The following is a 16507-nucleotide window of genomic DNA, read 5'->3' as shown; positions in this document are numbered from 1 at the left end:
CCGGTGGTTCCCGCCGTGCCTCGCCGTCCGGTCAGTTGAAGGTGTTCTGGTCGTGGACGAGCAGCCAGCGCCCGTCGCTCCGGGCGAAGACCAGCGTGAGGTGGTAGGTCTTCCGGTACGGGGCACCCTCGGGGTCGACGTCGTTGTAGGCGACGGCGAGCAGGGCGAAGGCCGAGTCGCCGGTCTCGCTGACGCGGACGGTCTCCGAGCTCATCGACCAGTCCTGGTCGGCGAACCACTCGCGGTGGAACTTCGCGATCTCGTCCTTGCCGGTCAGCAGCGTGCCGTTGGGCAGGATCAGTGTCGCGTCCTGGTGGACGGTCTCCAGGTAACCGTCCAGGTCGCGCTCGTCGATCGCCTTCAGATGCAGGGCGAGCGCCTCGTCGAACTTCATCGTCCTGTCCTTTCCACGGGTCACCACGGGGCGACCACGAGGGTCTGCGGTACGAGGTCGCAGCCGAACCGCTGCTTGAGCTCGGCCATTCCCTTGCCGAACTCGATCCCGTCCCGGCCTTTCCGGATCATGTAGTCGATCTCCTGGAGGTAGAGATCGAAGTAGAGGTCGCGACGGCCGCCGTCCCGGATGTCCAGGGAGCCGGTGACCGTGGTGATCAGCCGGTCGCCCGTGTCGAAGGCCAGGTCGAACGAGAGCAGCCGGTTCCCCTCGCGGTGCCCGAAGTAGCACACCCCGCCCTCACCGTTGAGATGGCCGAAGTAGCCCAGGGGGATGGGGGGCCTGCCGCCGCCGTGCTTCAGGTCGGTGAGGTGCGCCAGCCTGCTGGCCTGGGCGGGGTCCACGGTGCCGGCGGCGTGCAGCGGCTCGGTCGTCCCCGCGGCCTCGGCGTGGATCCGGCGGAACCGCTGCCGCCGCCCGCGCGGCAGCCCGGCGAGGTACTCCTCCGGGTCGGACCAGCGGTTGACCAGCAGCGTGTTCGGCGCGGTGGCCACCCGGGGGCGGAACCGGCCCGCCATCAGCGGCAGCTCGCCGGTGCCGACCTGCCGGTACACGATGCCCAGGCAGTGCCGGCCCAGCCGGCGCCGCGTCGCCCTCTCGAACGCCTTCAGCACGGCCCGGCGCTCCACCTCGTCGAGCCTCGACGCGAAGGCGAAGCCCGGGGTGAACCCGAGCGGCAACCGGCAGTCGAACCATCCGGCCGGGGGCAGCGACCCGGGCCGCGCGTAACGGTCACGGCGGGCGGGCAGGCCGCCCACGTCACCGAGGAACATGCCCGCCACCTGCCCGCCGTCGCGGACCACGGCGAGGCGGACCGGGCGCTGCGCGCACCAGGCGTACGCGGTGAGGGCGTCGGCCTGCCAGGCGGCGGCCAGCCGCTCCTGCTTACGGAAGATCTCCCAGTCGGCGGGTACCGGCTCGGCCGTCGGATCGACGATCTCAACGTGCACCGGGATCACCCGACCGTAACCGGGCCAGGACCCGTTCGCGCAGGGGACGCTCGCCGCGGTCGGCGTAGGCGCGGACCGCGGCCACGATCGCCTCCCGGCCGAAGACCTGCTCCAGCCGCCTCAGCGGCGGGCCGTCCTGGGTGCCGAACAACGTCAGGCTGAGCGTCCGGTACGCGTCGCGGGACCACCGTTCCGGCAGGTCACCGGTCGCGATCAACCCGGCGGCGTCCGGGACGTCGTCCCGCCCGGCGTCGACGGCGTCGATCCAGCAGCGGCCGTGCACCGCCAGCCACGCCCGCGCGTACCGCGCGCGCTCATGGGCCTCGGGGGTGCCGCCGAGCGCGGCGGCGACGAGGCCGGCGTCGTAGCACAGGCCGTGCAGCAGGCCCAGCACGGTCCGCATCCGCGGCGCCGGAGCGGACACCTGCTCGTCGGTGGTGAGCTCGTGGAGCACCCGCGCCCGCCGGTCACCGCCGCGCACCGCGTCGAGGAACGCGTCGTAGGCCGCGTAGCTCCCCAGGAACCCGGCGCGTTCGGTGCTGATCCGGAAGTCGGCCTTGCAGTTGGTCCTGCCGTACAGCCAGAGGATCATGGCCGGAGGCATGATCGGGAGCAGGTCGCCGAGCGTGATGCCGCCGCCGCGCGAGCCGGACACCTTGCCCCGGTCGGCGAACTGGCGGACCAGCCCGTAGGGCACGATGACCGGCTGGCGGGAACCGAGGAACCGCCGGTAGATCACCCGGGTACGGTCCATCGTGCTGCCCGCGCTGCAGTGGTCCTGCCCGGCGGGCTCGCAGTCGATCTGCTCGTGGGTGACCCGCAGCGTCCAGTCCAGCGCCCACGACGGCTTGACGACGCCGAGCCGCCCGGTCACCGCGATCGCGCCGCAGGACCGGCAGGCGTAGCGCACCCGCGCCGGGCCGAGGCCGAGGATGGCGGTGGTGCCGCGGCCGCACTGCTCGCAGTAGACGGTGAACAGGCCTTCCGGCGCCTTGGCCCCGAGCAGCTTCGCGAGTTTCCCCGCGTGTCGCTGGTAACGCCCCTGCAGGCGGGTGTAGGTACCCGCGAGGTAGCGTTCGTGCTGGTAGTGGGTCTGCCAGTGCGAGCCGGGCGGGGTGCGGCCGTCGGCGTCCGCCTCGGGAGGGCAGATGCCGGCCTGCTTCAGCTCGGCGATGTAGCGGCGGCAGATGGCGGTGGAACGCGCCGGGACCGCGCCCAGCGGGCGCGCGGCGTACCCGGCCAGCTCCGGCTGCCTGGCGGCCTGGCCGGCGCGGATCGGGTCGAAGTCGTCGAAGCTCAGCAGGATCGCCGACCGGCGGCCCATCCGCCGCAGCGCACGGTGCACCAGATGGGCGATCGCGGTGTCGCGGAAGTTCCCGACGTGGAACGGTCCGCTCGGCGACATGCTGGTCTGGATCAGGATCCGCCGCTCCGGCGGGTGCCGCCTGGCCAGCCGGTCGGCGTAGTCGCAGGCCCAGTGCGGCTGGGACGCGTCCTGCCGGAAGAGGTCGGCGTAGTCGTCGTCGCGCGCGGCGCGGATTCCCGACTTCATCGCACCCCCTACTGGGCCGCGGGGACCGGGGCCGCCAGCGGCCCGGTGCCCGGCCGCCCGGGGGCCGTCCCGCCGGCGGACGCCTCGTCGTCCCACAGGCCCGGATGGGCGCGGAACCATTCCACGGTCCGTTCCAGGCCCTCCTCGATGGGGACGCGGGGGGGTCCAGCCCAACCGGGTGCGGGCCAGCGTGATGTCGGGGCAGCGCACCGAGGGGTCGTCCTGCGGACGCGGGACGAAGGCGATCTCGGAGGACGAGCCGGTGAGCCGTTTGATCCACTCGGCGAGGTCCAGCATCGAGATCTCGTGCGGGTTGCCGAGGTTGATCGGCCCTTCGAGGTTGGAGTTGAGCATGCGGACGATCCCGTCGATCAGATCGTCCACGTAGCAGATCGACCTGGTCTGGCTGCCGTCCCCGGAGACGGTGACGGGCTCGCCGCGGAGCGCCTGCCGGATGAAGGTCGGGATGGCCCTGCCGTCGAAGGGACGCATCCGCGGGCCGAACGTGTTGAAGATCCGCACGATCGCCGTGTCGACGTCACCGGCACGCCGGTAGGCCATCGTCATCGCCTCCGCGAAGCGTTTCGCCTCGTCGTACACCCCCCGCGGCCCGATCGGGTTGACGTTGCCCCAGTAACCCTCGGGCTGCGGGTGGACCAGCGGGTCGCCGTAGGCCTCGGAGGTCGAGGCGAGCAGGAACCGCGCCCCCTTCTCCTTGGCCAGTTCCAGCGCGTTGAACGTCCCGCTGGAACCGACGCGCAGGGTGTCGATCGGCAGCCGCAGGTAGTCGGTGGGAGAGGCGGGGGAGGCGAGATGAAGAATCGCGTCCAGACTCTCGGGCACCTTGAGATGCAGGGACACGTCGGCGCGGAGCATCCGGAACCCCGTGAGGGGCATGAGGTGCTCGACGTTGGTCATCGATCCGGTGGAGAAGTTGTCCACGCAGGTGACGTGGTATCCCTCCCCCAGGAGGCGTTCACACAGATGGGAGCCGAGAAATCCGGCGCCACCCGTGATGGCTATGTGGGGATGGTTCATGTGCCCTTCTCGGAAGACAAGAGCCTGGTGCTCGCGGGGCGAGCCCGAAAATCTTCGAGGAGGCCGTACGGCCTGCGTGGCGGGTCTCAGTGAATTGCCGGGATTTTCGCGCATACAGAAATCGAACGGTGAATCTTGACTCCCGGGTCAGTCGAGAAGACCGCACGATCGGCTGCCCGGTGACGCGGTCCCGCAGGTGAGAGGCGTTTTCAGGGTGGAAATCTCTTTTTATCGAAATCCTCCCGGACTCCGATATTTCGGGAGCGTATAGATTACCGGTCATTCAATCAAGTAGGACATTTCCCCACATTAGGGTACAAACTATCCATTCATTGGTTAAAGCGGTCAACCGATATGGACCTAAAACATTGGCATCCGGATGAGTGCGATGCAGGAATGTCGCCGTTCCCGCCGCTCACGGCGGGTATGCGCGGCGCCGGTGGACATGACCGCGCACGTTCCAAAGCGTCTGCGCCTGTCCGGCCCGGAAAGCGCGGGTGAATCTTGCCGCTGATTCGGTCCGGTTTTAACGGAGTATTCGGCGGTCCCTTTTCCGGGGTCAGGTGACGGTGCCGGGCGGCGGGACGGACGGGACGCGGATCCCGGGTCGCGGCCCGCGACCCGCGTCCCGCGCACGGGTCCGCCGGGACGCCGCGCCCCCACAGCGGGCGGGTGCGCGGGAACGCCCGACGCCCCGGGGACGCGCGTGTCAGACGGGGTAGTCGTCCGCGGCCACGACGACGCCGCCGGCGTGGTGCAGCACCATGAACGCGCCCTTGCGCAGCTTCCCGTCGCCCAGCCCGCCGGGCCGGTCGCCGGAGCCGCCGGCCAGGTCGCCGATCCCGGAGATCAGCTCCGGCAGGACCTTGCCGTGGCTGCACAGCGCCAGGGACCGGTCCGAGGCCAGGGCCTCGGTGACCAGGCGCAGGCAGGCATCGGGGTCGTAGCGGCTCTCCGACAGGGCCGGTTCCAGCCGCACCGGCAGGCCGGACCGCTCGGCGTACGGCTGCAACGTCCGCACGCACCGCTCGCTGGGGGAGCTGACCAGCTCCGCCGGGCCGAAGGCGCCCAGCAGGCCCGCCAGCGTCGCGGCCTGCCTGCGGCCGTTCTTGTCCAGCGGCCGCTCGTCGTCGTCGCCCTTCCACTCCTTGCGGCTGCCGGCCAGGGCGTGCCGGACCAGGACGAGCGGGGTGGTCGCCGGGGAGACCTCGCCGAACGCGCGCAGCAGCACGACGTCCGCCTCGTAGCTCAGGCGCCGCCCGGCCTCCCGCACCGGCAGCCAGGCCACCTCGTCGACCTCGTCACCGGGGGTGAACGGCCCCTCGGCGACCATCCTGGCCACCCAGTGCTCGACCCGCTTGGGCCGCCCGCGGTGGATGTAGCGGGTCGGCGGCAGCGACCGGCCCAGCTCCACGGTCAGGCCGGTCTCCTCGGCCACCTCGCGCAGCGCCCCCGCGATGGCGTGCTCGCCGCGCTTGAGCTTCCCCTTGGGGAACGACCAGTCGTCGTACGCGGGCCGGTGGACGAGGGCGACCTCGGGGGCGTCGGGGGAACCACGCCACACGAGCGCTCCGGCCGCGCGGATCAGGTCGTCCGGCTCGCGGCCGTCGTCAGTCATCGATCGTCCTCCACCTGCGCGTGCCGATCAGATAGGTCTGCAGGTCGTCACCGGGGTGCCGGGTCCAGGTCCCGTCCGGGTTGAGCCACCAGGTGGCGGTCTCGTCGGCCATGGCCCGGTCCAGCAGGTCGCTGAGGTAGTTCCGCTGCTGCTGGCTGGAGACCTTGACCAGCGCCTCCACCCGCCGTTCGATGTTACGGCGCATCATGTCGCCGCTGCCGATCCAGATCTCCGGGCGGCGCCCGTGCCCGAACTCGTAGATCCGCGAGTGTTCCAGGAAGCGGCCCAGCACGCTCCTGACCCGGATGTTCTCCGACATGCCCGGGACGCCCGGCCGGAGCGTGCACACCCCCCGCACCCACAGGTCGACCGGCACGCCGGCGTTCGAGGCCCGGTAGAGGGCGTCGATGATCGGCTCGTCGACCAGGGAGTTCGTCTTCATCCTGATGCTGGCCGGACGGCCCGCCTCGTGGTGGGAGATCTCCCGCTCGATCCTGGCCAGCAGCCCGCCGCGCAGCGAGTGCGGGGCGACCAGCAGCCGCCGGTAGGCCGAGTGGTTGGAGTAGCCGGTCAGGTGGATGAACAGGTCCGTGACGTCCTCGCCGACCAGCCGGTCGGCGGTGAGCAGGCCCAGGTCCTCGTACAGCCTGGCGGTCTTGGGGTTGTAGTTCCCCGTGCCGATGTGGCAGTAGCTGCGCAGCTCGCCCGAGGACTCCTGCCGTACGACCAGGGCCAGCTTGCAGTGGGTCTTCAGCCCCACGACGCCGTAGACCACGTGGCACCCGGCCCGCTCCAGCTTGCGCGCCCAGGTGATGTTGGCGTGCTCGTCGAACCTGGCCTTGATCTCCACGACCACCACGACCTGCTTGCCCGCCTCGGCCGCGTCGATCAGCGCGTCCACGATCGGCGAGTCACCGCTGGTGCGGTAGAGCGTCTGCTTGATGGCCAGCACGGCCGGGTCGGCGGCGGCCTGCTCGATGAAGCGCTGCACACTGGTGGAGAACGAGTCGTAGGGGTGGTGCAGCAGCACGTCCCGCTCGCGCAGCACCGCGAAGATGTCGTCCTCGACGTGCACGACCTCGGCCGGGACGAAAGGGCGGAAGCTCAGCTCACCCCGGTCCAGGTCCGCGATCGCGTGCAGCCCGGTCAGGTCCAGCGGCCCGGGCAGCCGGTAGATCTCGTGGTCGGCCACCCCCAGCTCGTCCACCAGCAGTTCCAGCACCTCCGGCGTGATGGTCTCCTCCACCTCCAGCCGGACCGGCGGGCCGAAGCGGCGCTTGAGCAGCTCGCGCTCCAGCGCCTGCATGAGGTTCTCGGTGACGTCCTCGTCGACGTCGAGGTCCTCGTTCCGGGTCACCCGGAAGACGTGGTGCTCGACGACCTCCATGCCCTTGAACAGCTGCCCCAGGTGGGCGGCGATCACGTCCTCCAGCGGGACGAACCGGTTCGTGGACGCGGTGACGAAGCGGGGGAGCTGGCTGGGCACCTTGACCCGGGCGAAGACCGTGTTGCCGGTCGTGGGGTTGCGCACGGTGACGGCCAGGTTCAGCGACAGGCCCGAGATGTAGGGGAAGGGGTGGGCGGGGTCGACGGCCAGCGGCGTCAGCACCGGCCTGATCCGCTCCCGGAACAACTTGCGCATCTCGGTGCGCTCGTCGCGGCCCAGATCGTCCCAGCGCACGATCTCGATGCCCACCGCGCCCAGCTGCGGGCAGATCAGCTCGTAGAAGCAGGCCGACTGCCGCTGGGCGAGATCGTTGGCGATCGCCGCGATCCTGGCCAGCTCCTCGCGGGGCTTCAGCCCGCTCTTGGTACGCAGCAGCAGGCCGGTGGCCATCCGCCGTTTCAGCCCGGCCACCCGCACCCGGAAGAACTCGTCCAGGTTGCTGGCGAAGATGGCCAGGAACCGCACCCGTTCCAGGAGTGGCAGGGAGGGATCCTCGGCCATCTCCAGAACGCGCTGGTTGAACTGGAGCCAGCTCTCCTCCCGGTTCAGGAAGCGGTCCTGCGCCAGGGGGAGCCCGTCAGGGGTGGGTTGGGTGGGTTCAGCGGACATATGACCAGAATGCCCGCTTTGGTTGAACAGAACGTTAATTTCGTCTCAACGGGCGCTGTTGCTTAACCGCTCGTCTCGATCTTTGCCCGTTCTTGGGGAAAACTCTCGGCCCCCTTGACCTCGTCGCGCCCGGCCGCCCTGGCCTCCTTCAGGCGAGCCCTCTCCTGCTCCTTGAGCTCACGCTCCCACGCCTTCTCCTGCTCGCGCAGGTCGCGCAGGCGGATCTTCTCCTGTTCGCGGGCGAGCTTTTCGGCCTCGCGCCGCTCGCGCTCCCGGGCCTTCTCCTGCTCGCGCAGGTCGCGCAGCCGGGCCTTCTCCTGTTCGCGGGCGAGCTTCTCGGCCTCGCGCCGCTCGCGCTCGCGTGCCTTCTCCTGCTCCCTGGACTCCCGCTCGCGGGCCTTGGCCAGCTCGCGGAGCTCCTTGTCCGTGAGGGCCGGCACCTGGGACGCGGGACGCGCACGCGGCGGGGACGCGGGCGGCTCCCCGGCGCGCTGCGGCGCCGGGACCGGCCGCTGTTCCAGGTCGCGCGAGGCCGAGGTCAGCCGGGGGGACGCGGCCAGGCCGGTCAGGCCGTTCCACGCCAGGTTCACCAGGTGCGCGGCGACCTCCTGACGCGGAGGGGTCCGCACGTCCAGCCACCACTGGCCGGTCAGCGCCACCATGCCCACCAGCATCTGGGCGTACATCGGGGCCAGGGTGGGCTCGTACCCCCGCTCGGCGAACTCGTCGACCATGACGTCCTCGACCTGGCTGGCGATGTCGTTGATCAGGCTGGCGAAGGTGCCGGTCCCGGAGGCGGCGTGCGAGTCGCGCACCAGGATGCGGAACCCCTCGCTGTTCTCCTCCACATAGGCCAGCAGAGCCAGGGCCGCCCGTTCCAGCTTGATCAGCGAGTGCGAGGCGGACAGGGCCTCGGTCACCATGCCGAGCAGCTTCTGCATCTCCCGGTCGACGACGACCGCGTACACGCCCTCCTTGCCGCCGAAGTGCTCGTAGACCACCGGTTTGGAGACGTTGGCGGTCGCCGCGATCTCCTCCACCGAGGTGCCGTCGAACCCCTTCTCCGCGAAGAGGGTCCTGCTGATCTGAATCAGCTGTTCCCGGCGTTCCTTACCTGACATGCGCCGACGGGGTTCACTCACGGTTCTCATAATGACCTGTTTCATTGCGACGCTAGCGCGTCGCGGTGAGGCCGCTTGGATCCGGCTCCTTCCCTCGTCGGGAGGAATCGTTCGTTCCTCACGATTTCTCCCTCCTCGGTCCAGTCGCCGGCGCGGCCTCACGGGAGTCCCTCGGGAAAAGAGATAGGGGCGTTCGGAAGACCGGTGGACGGCCTGGTCCCAGGGGGCGGCAGAGGTCGAAGAGCGACCATGGCGCGGGTGTGTGTCGTGGTGGGGAGGAGCCATGGCGCGGTCGGCGCGCGTGAGGCGTCGTGTCGCGGTGGAGCGGCGCGGTGGGGCGCCATGGCGGAGCGGGACGGGCGCCGTGCAGTGGCGCCGGCGGATCCGGTTCCTGGGGGGCCGGGCCGGGGCCCGGTCCGGGTCCGGTCAGGTGGTGGCGATGCGCTTGGCGGCGAGGCGCTCGGGGGTGGGCCAGCGGACGTCGTAGGCCCAGCCCGCCTTCTCGAACATGCGGATGACGCCGGCGCTGAGGTCGATCTGCCCCTTCAGGGCGCCGTGCCGGGCGCAGGTGGGGTCGGAGTGGTGCAGGTTGTGCCAGGACTCGCCGAAGGACGGGATGGCCAGCCACCACACGTTGCGCGACTTGTCACGGGACTCGAAGACCTCTTCGCCGAAGACGTGGCAGATCGAGTTGATCGACCAGGTCACGTGGTGCAGCAGGCCGATCCGGACCAGCGTGCCCCAGAAGAAGCCGGTCGCCATGCCCCACCACGACCAGGTCAGCAGGCCGCCCAGCAGGGCGGGCGCGACGATCGTGGTGATCGCCAGCACCGGGAAGAGCTTGTGCAGCCGGACGATGTCCGGGTCCTTGACCAGGTCGGGGGCGTACTTCTGGCGGTTGGCGCGGTCGGTCTCGAACAGCCAGCCCATGTGCGCCCACATCAGGCCCTTGGACACGGCCACGAAGCCGGTGCCGAAGCGCCACGGCGAGTGCGGGTCGCCGTCCTTGTCGGAGAACTTGTGGTGCTTGCGGTGGGTGGCCACCCAGTCGAGCACCGACATCTCCATCGCGAGGCTGCCCGCGATGCCCAGCGCGATCTTCAGCGGGCGCTTGGCCTTGAACGAGCCGTGCGTGAAGTGGCGGTGCAGGCCGACGGTGACGCCCAGCCCGGTGATCACGTAGAAGACGCCCGCGATCGCGACGTCGGACCAGCCCAGACCCCAGCCCCAGGCGAACGGGATGGCCACCAGCAGGGCGACCAGCGGGGCGCCGACGACCACGCCGAAGGTGAGGATCTCGGGCAGGGTCTTCCGCTCGGGGTCGACGTCGGATCTGGGTCCTGGAGCAGGACGTTCTTCGATGACGGTCATGCGCTACCTCGCGGTGACTCGGAAAGAACAAACTCATGTGGCTACGCCACCGTAACCTACGCCATCGTAAGTTAGGAATGCATGAGCGCCGAAAGTATGAAAGCCGGCTCCCCGGCTGATGTCATGCCTGATGCCATGTCGGGTTCACCCTGTCTCCTACCCGCCCTCGACCTGCTAAACGACGGCGCGCCTCCGGGCGGGCGTCCGGGCCGGTCCCGATCGCCGGGGGACGGGCGCGCGAACAGGGGCGCGTACGGCGCGGAAGGCTCTGTATCGTAGGGGGGCCGGGCGCGCGGGCCTGTTCCCGATCGCCTGGTCGGTCCGGCATTGGGTAATTGGCAGCCCGCAAGGTTTTGGTCCTTGTTGTCCAGGTTCGAGTCCTGGTGCCGGAGCCATCCCTCCTGTCTGGTTTATTGATCAGCCTGGTCGGCTGGGTGGGTTCCAGGGGGGAGAGGTATCCTCACGTTGTCGAGCAGGTGACGGCGCCGTGCCCCGGGGATGGCCATCCGTCATCGTGCTTCGCCATGTCTCAGCCGCGACGCCGAGGGAGCCTCGTCCGTGAGTGTGCCGCGCCCGGCAGCCGTCATCGTCCTCGCCGCCGGTGAGGGCACCCGGATGAAGTCGAGAACACCGAAGATTCTTCATGAGCTGTGCGGCCGCAGTCTGGTCGACCACATGCTCGCCGCCGCCAGGGGGCTCGAACCCGAACGGCTCATCGTCGTCATCGGTCACGAACGGGAACGGGTCCGGGCACACCTGGCCGGCACCGGCCCCGACGTGCAGACCGTCGTCCAGGCCGAGCAGAAGGGCACCGGCCACGCGGTCCGGACCGTCCTGGAGACCGTGGGCACCATCGGCGGTACCGTCCTGGTGACCTACGGTGACACCCCGCTCCTGCGTACCGAGACGCTGGCCGCCCTGCTGGACCGGCACGGCGAGGACGGCAACGCCGTCACCGTGCTGACCGCCGAGGTCCCCGACCCCCACGGGTACGGCCGGATCGTCCGCGACGCCTCCGGGGCGGTCCTGAAGATCGTCGAGGAGAAGGACGCCGACGCGCGGGAGCGGGCGATCCGGGAGATGAACTCCGGCGTCTACGCCTTCGACGGCACCCTGCTGGCCGACGCCGTCAAGCGGGTCTCCGCCTCCAACGCCCAGGGCGAGGAGTACCTCACCGACGTCCTCGCCATCCTCCGCGAGGACGGGCACCGGGTCGGCGCGCACATCGCGGCCGACTACGTGGAGGTGGAGGGCGTCAACGACCGCGTGCAGCTCGCCTTCGCCCGCAGGGTGCTCAACGCGCGCCTGCTGGAGGCGCACATGCGGGCCGGGGTGACCGTGATCGATCCCGCCACCACCTGGGTCGACGTGGACGTCGTCCTCGAACCCGACGTGGTGCTCCACCCCGGCACCCAGCTGCACGGCCGTACCCGGATCGCCGAGGGCGCCGAGGTCGGCCCCGCCACCACGCTCACCGACACGGTCGTCGGCGCGGGGGCGCTGGTCCGCAACGCCGTCTGCGTCGAGGCGGAGATCGGCCCCGAGGCCCTGGTCGGGCCGTACGCCTACCTGCGGCCGGGCACCGTGCTGGCCCGCAAGGCCAAGGCCGGCACGTACGTGGAGATGAAGAACGCCCGGGTGGGCGAGGGTGCCAAGGTCCCGCACCTGAGCTACGTGGGCGACGCCACCATCGGCGCCGGGGCCAACATCGGCGCCTCGGCGATCTTCGTCAACTACGACGGGGTCGACAAGCACCACACGACGGTGGGCGACCACGCCTTCGTCGGGTGCGACACCATGCTCGTCGCGCCGGTGACCATCGGCGACGGCGCCTACACGGCCGCGGGCTCGGTGATCGACGCCGACGTGCCCCCCGGGGCCATCGGTGTGGCCCGCGGACGGCAGCGCAACATCGAAGGGTGGGTCGTGCGCAGGCGCGCGGGCACCAGATCGGCCAAGGCGGCGCTGGACGCCGCCGAGACCGGGAAACAGCAGGGGAGCCAGAGTGAGTGAGCGAAGCGAGCGGCCCGGCGGGTACGGCGGCGGCATCGCGCGGACATCGGCGTGCCGTCAGGCGAGGAGGACGGTATGAGCGGTATCAAGCAGACCGGTGAGAAGAACCTGATGTTCTTCTCCGGCCGCTCGCACCCGGAACTCGCGGACGAGATCTCCAGTCACCTGGGGGTGGACGCGACACCGACCACGCTGCGCGACTTCGCCAACGGCGAGATCTACGCCCGCTACCAGGAGTCCGTCCGCGGCTGCGACGCGTTCGTCATGCAGAGCCACACCTGGCCGATCAACCAGTGGATCATGGAACAGCTGATCATGGTGGACGCCCTCAAGCGCGCGTCCGCCAAGCGGATCACCGTGATCATGCCGTTCTACGGCTACGCCCGCCAGGACAAGAAGAGCAAGGGGCGTGAGCCCATCACCGCCCGGCTCATGGCGGACATGTTCAAGACGGCGGGCGCCGACCGGCTGATGTCGATCGACCTGCACACCTCCCAGATCCAGGGCTTCTTCGACGGCCCGGTGGACCACCTGTTCGCCATGCCCGTCCTGGTGAACTACCTCAAGGACAAGATCGACCTGGAGAACACCACGGTCGTCTCGCCCGACACCGGCCGGGTACGGCTCTCGGAGCGCTGGGCCGACACCCTCGGCACCCCGCTGGCCTTCATCCACAAGCGCCGCGACCTCGACGTGGCCAACCAGGTGAAGGTGAACGAGGTCGTCGGCCGGGTACGGGGCCGGACCTGCGTGCTGATCGACGACATGATCGACACCGCGGGCACGATCTGCAAGGCCGCCGGCGCGCTCTACGAGCAGGGCGCCACCAACGTGGTCGTGGCCGCCACCCACGCGGTCTTCTCCGACCCCGCGGTCGACCGGCTGAAGAACTCGCAGATCTCCGAGGTCATCGTCACCAACACGGTGCCGCTCCCCGAGGACAAGCGGTTCGACAAGCTCACGGTCCTGTCGATAGCCCCCCTCATCGCCCGCGCGATCACCGAGGTCTTCAACGACGGCTCCGTCACCAGCCTCTTCGAAGGCGACAGCTGACCCCCACACCCGATCAATCCCCTCACCGCCGCCCGGGAACACCCACCCTTTGTTCCCGGGCGCCCTCATGCCCTGCGTTGGTTACCCCGCCCCACGAACCTCCCCGGGGACCCCCGTGAGACCGCGCCGGCGACTGGACCGAGGAGAGGAGGATCGCGAGGAACGAGCGATCCTCCTCGACGAGGGAAGGAGCCGGATCCAAGCGGTCTCACCGCGACGCGAAGCGTCGCCATAAACACTGTATGGTTGAGGGATTGTGTGCGCTCGTAACGCCTTCCGCTAGGGCGGGTGAGGGGGAGCGCACCTTTTCCGCTCCCGAGATCCCTAGGAGATCAGCCGTGTCCGAAGTGGTAATCACCACCGAGCTCCGTGACAAGTTCGGAAAAGGCGCCGCGCGCAAGATCCGCCGCGAGAGCAAGGTACCCGTCGTCCTGTACGGACATGGCGCCGAGCCCCAGCACCTGTCGCTGCCCGGTCACGACCTGCTGCTCGCCCTGCGTACGCCGAACGTGCTGATCCGCCTCGAAGGCGCGGTCACCGAGCTCGCGCTCCCCAAGGGCGTCCAGCGTGACCCGATCAGGGGCTTCCTGGAGCACGTGGACCTCATCCTGGTCAGGCGTGGCGAGAAGGTCACCGTCGAGATCCCGGTCACCGTGGTGGGCGAGGTCGCCGACGGCATCCTCGACCAGCAGCTCGTCTCCATCTCCGTCGAGACCGAGGCCACGCACATCCCCGAGGGTGTCGAGGTCGACGTCGAGGGCCTGGAGGTCGGCACGCAGATCACCGCCGCCGAGCTGAAGCTGCCCGAGGGCACGACCCTGGCCGCCGACCCCGAGGCGCTGGTCCTGATCGTGGCCCCGACCCCGGTCGCCGAGCCCGAGCCCGACGCCGACACCTCCGTGGCCACCCCGGCCGCCGGCGGCGACGACAACGAGAACGCCGAGTAGCCTTCTCTGCCGGACCTGTCAGGGCGGCTCGCGTGCGAGCCGCCCTGACGCGCGCATGAAAGGGATCACATCGTGGACCGCTGGTTGGTCGTGGGTTTGGGAAACCCCGGGCCGGAGTACGCCGGGAACCGGCACAACGCGGGGTTCATGGTGCTCGACGAGCTCGCCGCGCGGGCCGGCGGGCGGTTCAAGGCGCACAGGTCGCGCGCGGAGGTGCTGGAGGGCCGCCTGGCGGGGGCTCCCGCCGTGCTGGCCAAGCCGCTCTCCTTCATGAACCTCTCCGGAGGGCCGACCAAGGCCCTGGCCGACTTCTACAAGGTCGAGCCGGCCCGCGTGATCGTGGTCCACGACGAGCTGGACGTCCCGTACGGCGCGCTGAGGGCCAAGCTGGGCGGTGGCGACAACGGCCACAACGGGCTGAAGTCGATCACCAAGTCCCTGGCGACCAAGGACTACCTCCGGGTGCGGTTCGGCATCGGCCGTCCGCCGGGCCGGATGGACGCCGCCTCCTACGTCCTGCGTGACTTCGCCACCGCCGAGCGCAAGGACCTGGGATTCCTGGTCGACCGGGCCGCGGACATGGTGGAGTCACTGATCAAGGCCGGCCTGGAGCCGACCCAGAACGTCTTCCACGGCATCGACCTGAACGTCTCCGGCCCACCCCGCTAGGGGTAGGCGCCTGGGCGGACGATCATGATGACCACGACGATCGCCCACAGCAGGTTGTAGATCCCGGCGAGCATGCTCAGGGTCCGCAGCCGTCCGCCGTCGTCGGGGAAGGCGAGGGCGTCGCGCTGACGCGGATAGATCTGCAGGGCGAGCAGCCCGCCCGCCCCGGCGGTGAGGACCATGGAGACGTTGATCCAGATCTCGCCCATCCGGCCCTGGACGAGGGCCAGGGCGATCCCCACGACGGGCACGACGACGCCGAAGATCCCGTACACGCGGGTGATGCGGTGCAGCGCGACGGCCACGGCCCGGCTGCGCTCCTCCTCGGGCTCCGGCGGCGGGCCCGCGGGCCCGCCCACGGCGGCCGGGTTCACCACGACGCCCGCGGCCACCGGGGCGTAGCGGGGGAACAGGCTCGTCGCGACGGCCGAACCCCCGACGAACACGATGCCGGCCAGTACATGGATCGACAGCAGCAGACCTTCCACGGGCTCTCCTCTCATCACCTTCAGTCAGGCTGAAGCCTAGCAGTGCCTTCAGTCGGCCTGAAGGTCAGGAGGGAAAGGTGACGGATACCGGGACGCCGTCGTCCCGGCGGGCTCCCGCGGCGCGGCTCAGGGCGGGAAGGGGCCTTCGAAGGCGGCGCGTACGGTGTCGGCGATCCGGCGCTGGATCGGGTCGGCCTCCGGGCCGAACAGCCGCTCGTCGACCTCGGACACGGCCCCCATCGCCGCCCGCATCAGGCGCGTGCCCTCGGGCGTGAGCTCGATCGCCGAGGCGGACCCGGCGCGGGCGGTGGTGTCACGGACGAACCCGGCGGCGGACAGCGCCTTCACCGCGGTGTGGACGCTCTGCACGGTGATCCCGGACATCCGCGCCAGGTCGCTGAACGACGCCCCGGGGACCGCGGAGACGTGGCCGAGCAGGCCGAGCCTGCTGACCGTCAGCCCGAGCGGCGCCAGGGCGGCGCCCAGCTCGGACTCGATCCGGTGCGCCAGGGTGAGCAGCACGATGGAGGGGCTGGTCACCGGCGGCCCCGGGGGGCCGTTCCCGATCGTCACCCGTCCTCCCTGGTGAAGGCCATCAGGTTCTGCAGCAGTTCGGCCTGCTCGACCGCGTCGTCCAAAGCGTTGTGGGTGTGCGGGCGGCCGGAGTGCAGGTGGGCGGGCATCTGGCGCTTGGTGGCCCAGCCGATCGGCACGCCCGCCTTGGCCGCGTACAGCGTCTTGAGGTCGATGCAGCGCGAGTGCCCGAACGGCGAGGCGCCGGTGAAGCGCATGAAGTACCAGTAGATCCACATCCAGTCGTAGGAGAGCGGGTAGGCCGCCAGCACCGGTGAGCCGTTCCCGCTCGCCTCGCGGATCCACCCGGCGGCCTCCCGCATCGCCTCGGCCGGGTCGCGGCCCTCGCGGACCAGCCTGTCCCGGTCCAGCCCGCTCACGGCGAGCGCCTCGGGGACGTGGTCGTCGCTGATCGGCCGCAGTTCCGCGTAGAAGGTGCGGCTCTGCGGGTCGACGGGCTCGAAGACCCTTCCGGTCATCCGCCCGGCCACCGCCATGCCGAAACTGATCATCGAGTACGGCCCCGGAATCGGGCCATCGGCCTCTATGTCCACAGAGATGTACGTTTCCGTCTTCAACCCTCGGGCCTTTCCAACCGCCGATA

Annotated in this window: 14 protein-coding genes and 1 tRNA gene; 5 read left to right on the top strand and 10 right to left on the bottom strand. The window is 70.2% G+C overall.

What is annotated here, in order from left to right; genetic code table 11:
- Positions 1-31: 31 nt before the first annotated feature.
- The 7 genes from ABD832_RS23800 to ABD832_RS23770 form a co-directional block, all read right to left on the bottom strand.
- On the bottom strand, positions 32-394 hold the full coding sequence (locus ABD832_RS23800) for a YybH family protein (protein ID WP_344899084.1): 363 nt from the start codon (positions 392-394) through the stop codon (positions 32-34).
- A 20-nt stretch (positions 395-414) separates the two neighbouring features.
- A complete protein-coding gene (locus ABD832_RS23795) occupies positions 415-1404 on the bottom strand; it encodes a hypothetical protein (RefSeq protein ID WP_344899082.1) in 990 nt (329 codons plus the stop codon).
- Entirely contained in the window at positions 1394-3994 is a 2601-nt protein-coding gene (locus ABD832_RS23790) for an NAD-dependent epimerase/dehydratase family protein (RefSeq protein WP_344899080.1), read from the bottom strand. The genes ABD832_RS23795 and ABD832_RS23790 overlap by 11 nt, the downstream gene beginning before the upstream one ends.
- 709 nt (positions 3995-4703) lie before the next feature.
- Positions 4704-5612: an NUDIX hydrolase gene (locus ABD832_RS23785; protein WP_344899078.1), complete on the bottom strand. Its 909-nt coding sequence runs from the start codon at positions 5610-5612 to the stop codon at positions 4704-4706.
- Positions 5605-7668 (bottom strand): RNA degradosome polyphosphate kinase, encoded by a 2064-nt coding sequence (locus ABD832_RS23780; RefSeq protein ID WP_344899076.1) that lies wholly within the window; start codon positions 7666-7668, stop codon positions 5605-5607. The genes ABD832_RS23785 and ABD832_RS23780 overlap by 8 nt, the downstream gene beginning before the upstream one ends.
- Positions 7669-7730: 62 nt before the next feature.
- Complete coding sequence (locus ABD832_RS23775; protein ID WP_344899074.1) at positions 7731-8819, bottom strand: TetR family transcriptional regulator; 1089 nt, start codon at positions 8817-8819, stop codon at positions 7731-7733.
- 396 nt (positions 8820-9215) lie between these two features.
- Positions 9216-10160 carry an acyl-CoA desaturase gene (locus tag ABD832_RS23770; RefSeq protein ID WP_344899072.1) on the bottom strand — a complete coding sequence of 315 codons (945 nt, stop codon included), beginning with the start codon at positions 10158-10160 and terminating at the stop codon, positions 9216-9218.
- Between the two features lie 320 nt (positions 10161-10480).
- On the opposite strand from ABD832_RS23770, the gene ABD832_RS23765 reads away from it, so the two are divergent.
- The 5 genes from ABD832_RS23765 to pth all read left to right on the top strand — a co-directional run bounded on the left by ABD832_RS23765 (position 10481) and on the right by pth (position 14842).
- Positions 10481-10555: transfer RNA gene (locus tag ABD832_RS23765), tRNA-Gln, on the top strand.
- Between the two features lie 163 nt (positions 10556-10718).
- Positions 10719-12173, top strand: coding sequence for a bifunctional UDP-N-acetylglucosamine diphosphorylase/glucosamine-1-phosphate N-acetyltransferase GlmU (gene glmU / locus ABD832_RS23760; RefSeq protein WP_344899070.1), 1455 nt, complete (start codon positions 10719-10721; stop codon positions 12171-12173).
- A gap of 75 nt (positions 12174-12248) precedes the next feature.
- Positions 12249-13226, top strand: coding sequence for a ribose-phosphate diphosphokinase (locus tag ABD832_RS23755; RefSeq protein WP_344899068.1), 978 nt, complete (start codon positions 12249-12251; stop codon positions 13224-13226).
- Positions 13227-13564: 338 nt separating this feature from the next.
- Positions 13565-14173 carry a 50S ribosomal protein L25/general stress protein Ctc gene (locus tag ABD832_RS23750; RefSeq protein ID WP_344899066.1) on the top strand — a complete coding sequence of 203 codons (609 nt, stop codon included), beginning with the start codon at positions 13565-13567 and terminating at the stop codon, positions 14171-14173.
- Between the two features lie 72 nt (positions 14174-14245).
- Positions 14246-14842 (top strand): aminoacyl-tRNA hydrolase, encoded by a 597-nt coding sequence (pth, locus tag ABD832_RS23745; RefSeq protein WP_344899064.1) that lies wholly within the window; start codon positions 14246-14248, stop codon positions 14840-14842.
- Here pth and ABD832_RS23740 read toward each other — a convergent pair.
- From ABD832_RS23740 to ABD832_RS23730, 3 genes are all read right to left on the bottom strand, one after another.
- Complete coding sequence (locus ABD832_RS23740; RefSeq protein ID WP_344899062.1) at positions 14839-15330, bottom strand: hypothetical protein; 492 nt, start codon at positions 15328-15330, stop codon at positions 14839-14841. The two genes, pth and ABD832_RS23740, sit on opposite strands and share 4 nt — an antisense overlap.
- Positions 15331-15456: 126 nt before the next feature.
- Complete coding sequence (locus tag ABD832_RS23735) at positions 15457-15903, bottom strand: MarR family winged helix-turn-helix transcriptional regulator (RefSeq protein WP_344899060.1); 447 nt, start codon at positions 15901-15903, stop codon at positions 15457-15459.
- Positions 15900-16415 (bottom strand): exonuclease, encoded by a 516-nt coding sequence (locus ABD832_RS23730; protein WP_344899058.1) that lies wholly within the window; start codon positions 16413-16415, stop codon positions 15900-15902. The genes ABD832_RS23735 and ABD832_RS23730 overlap by 4 nt, the downstream gene beginning before the upstream one ends.
- Positions 16416-16507: the final 92 nt, after the last annotated feature.

Origin of the sequence: Streptosporangium longisporum, from assembly GCF_039534895.1 — a bacterium.
GTDB lineage: Bacteria > Actinomycetota > Actinomycetes > Streptosporangiales > Streptosporangiaceae > Streptosporangium > Streptosporangium longisporum.
The sequence above is the reverse complement of the archived record's forward strand: the minus strand, read 5'-3'. Positions and strand labels throughout refer to the sequence as shown.

What these genes read in the sequence shown, in the direction of transcription:
- ABD832_RS23755 (WP_344899068.1), top strand. Translation starts at nt 12,249, where the DNA reads ATGAGCGGTATCAAGCAGACCGGTGAGAAGAACCTGATGTTCTTCTCC.
- ABD832_RS23785 (WP_344899078.1), bottom strand. Translation starts at nt 5,612, where the DNA reads ATGACTGACGACGGCCGCGAGCCGGACGACCTGATCCGCGCGGCCGGA.
- ABD832_RS23775 (WP_344899074.1), bottom strand. Translation starts at nt 8,819, where the DNA reads ATGAGAACCGTGAGTGAACCCCGTCGGCGCATGTCAGGTAAGGAACGC.
- ABD832_RS23730 (WP_344899058.1), bottom strand. Translation starts at nt 16,415, where the DNA reads ATGATCAGTTTCGGCATGGCGGTGGCCGGGCGGATGACCGGAAGGGTC.
- ABD832_RS23790 (WP_344899080.1), bottom strand. Translation starts at nt 3,994, where the DNA reads ATGAACCATCCCCACATAGCCATCACGGGTGGCGCCGGATTTCTCGGC.
- ABD832_RS23800 (WP_344899084.1), bottom strand. Translation starts at nt 394, where the DNA reads ATGAAGTTCGACGAGGCGCTCGCCCTGCATCTGAAGGCGATCGACGAG.
- ABD832_RS23780 (WP_344899076.1), bottom strand. Translation starts at nt 7,668, where the DNA reads ATGTCCGCTGAACCCACCCAACCCACCCCTGACGGGCTCCCCCTGGCG.
- ABD832_RS23770 (WP_344899072.1), bottom strand. Translation starts at nt 10,160, where the DNA reads ATGACCGTCATCGAAGAACGTCCTGCTCCAGGACCCAGATCCGACGTC.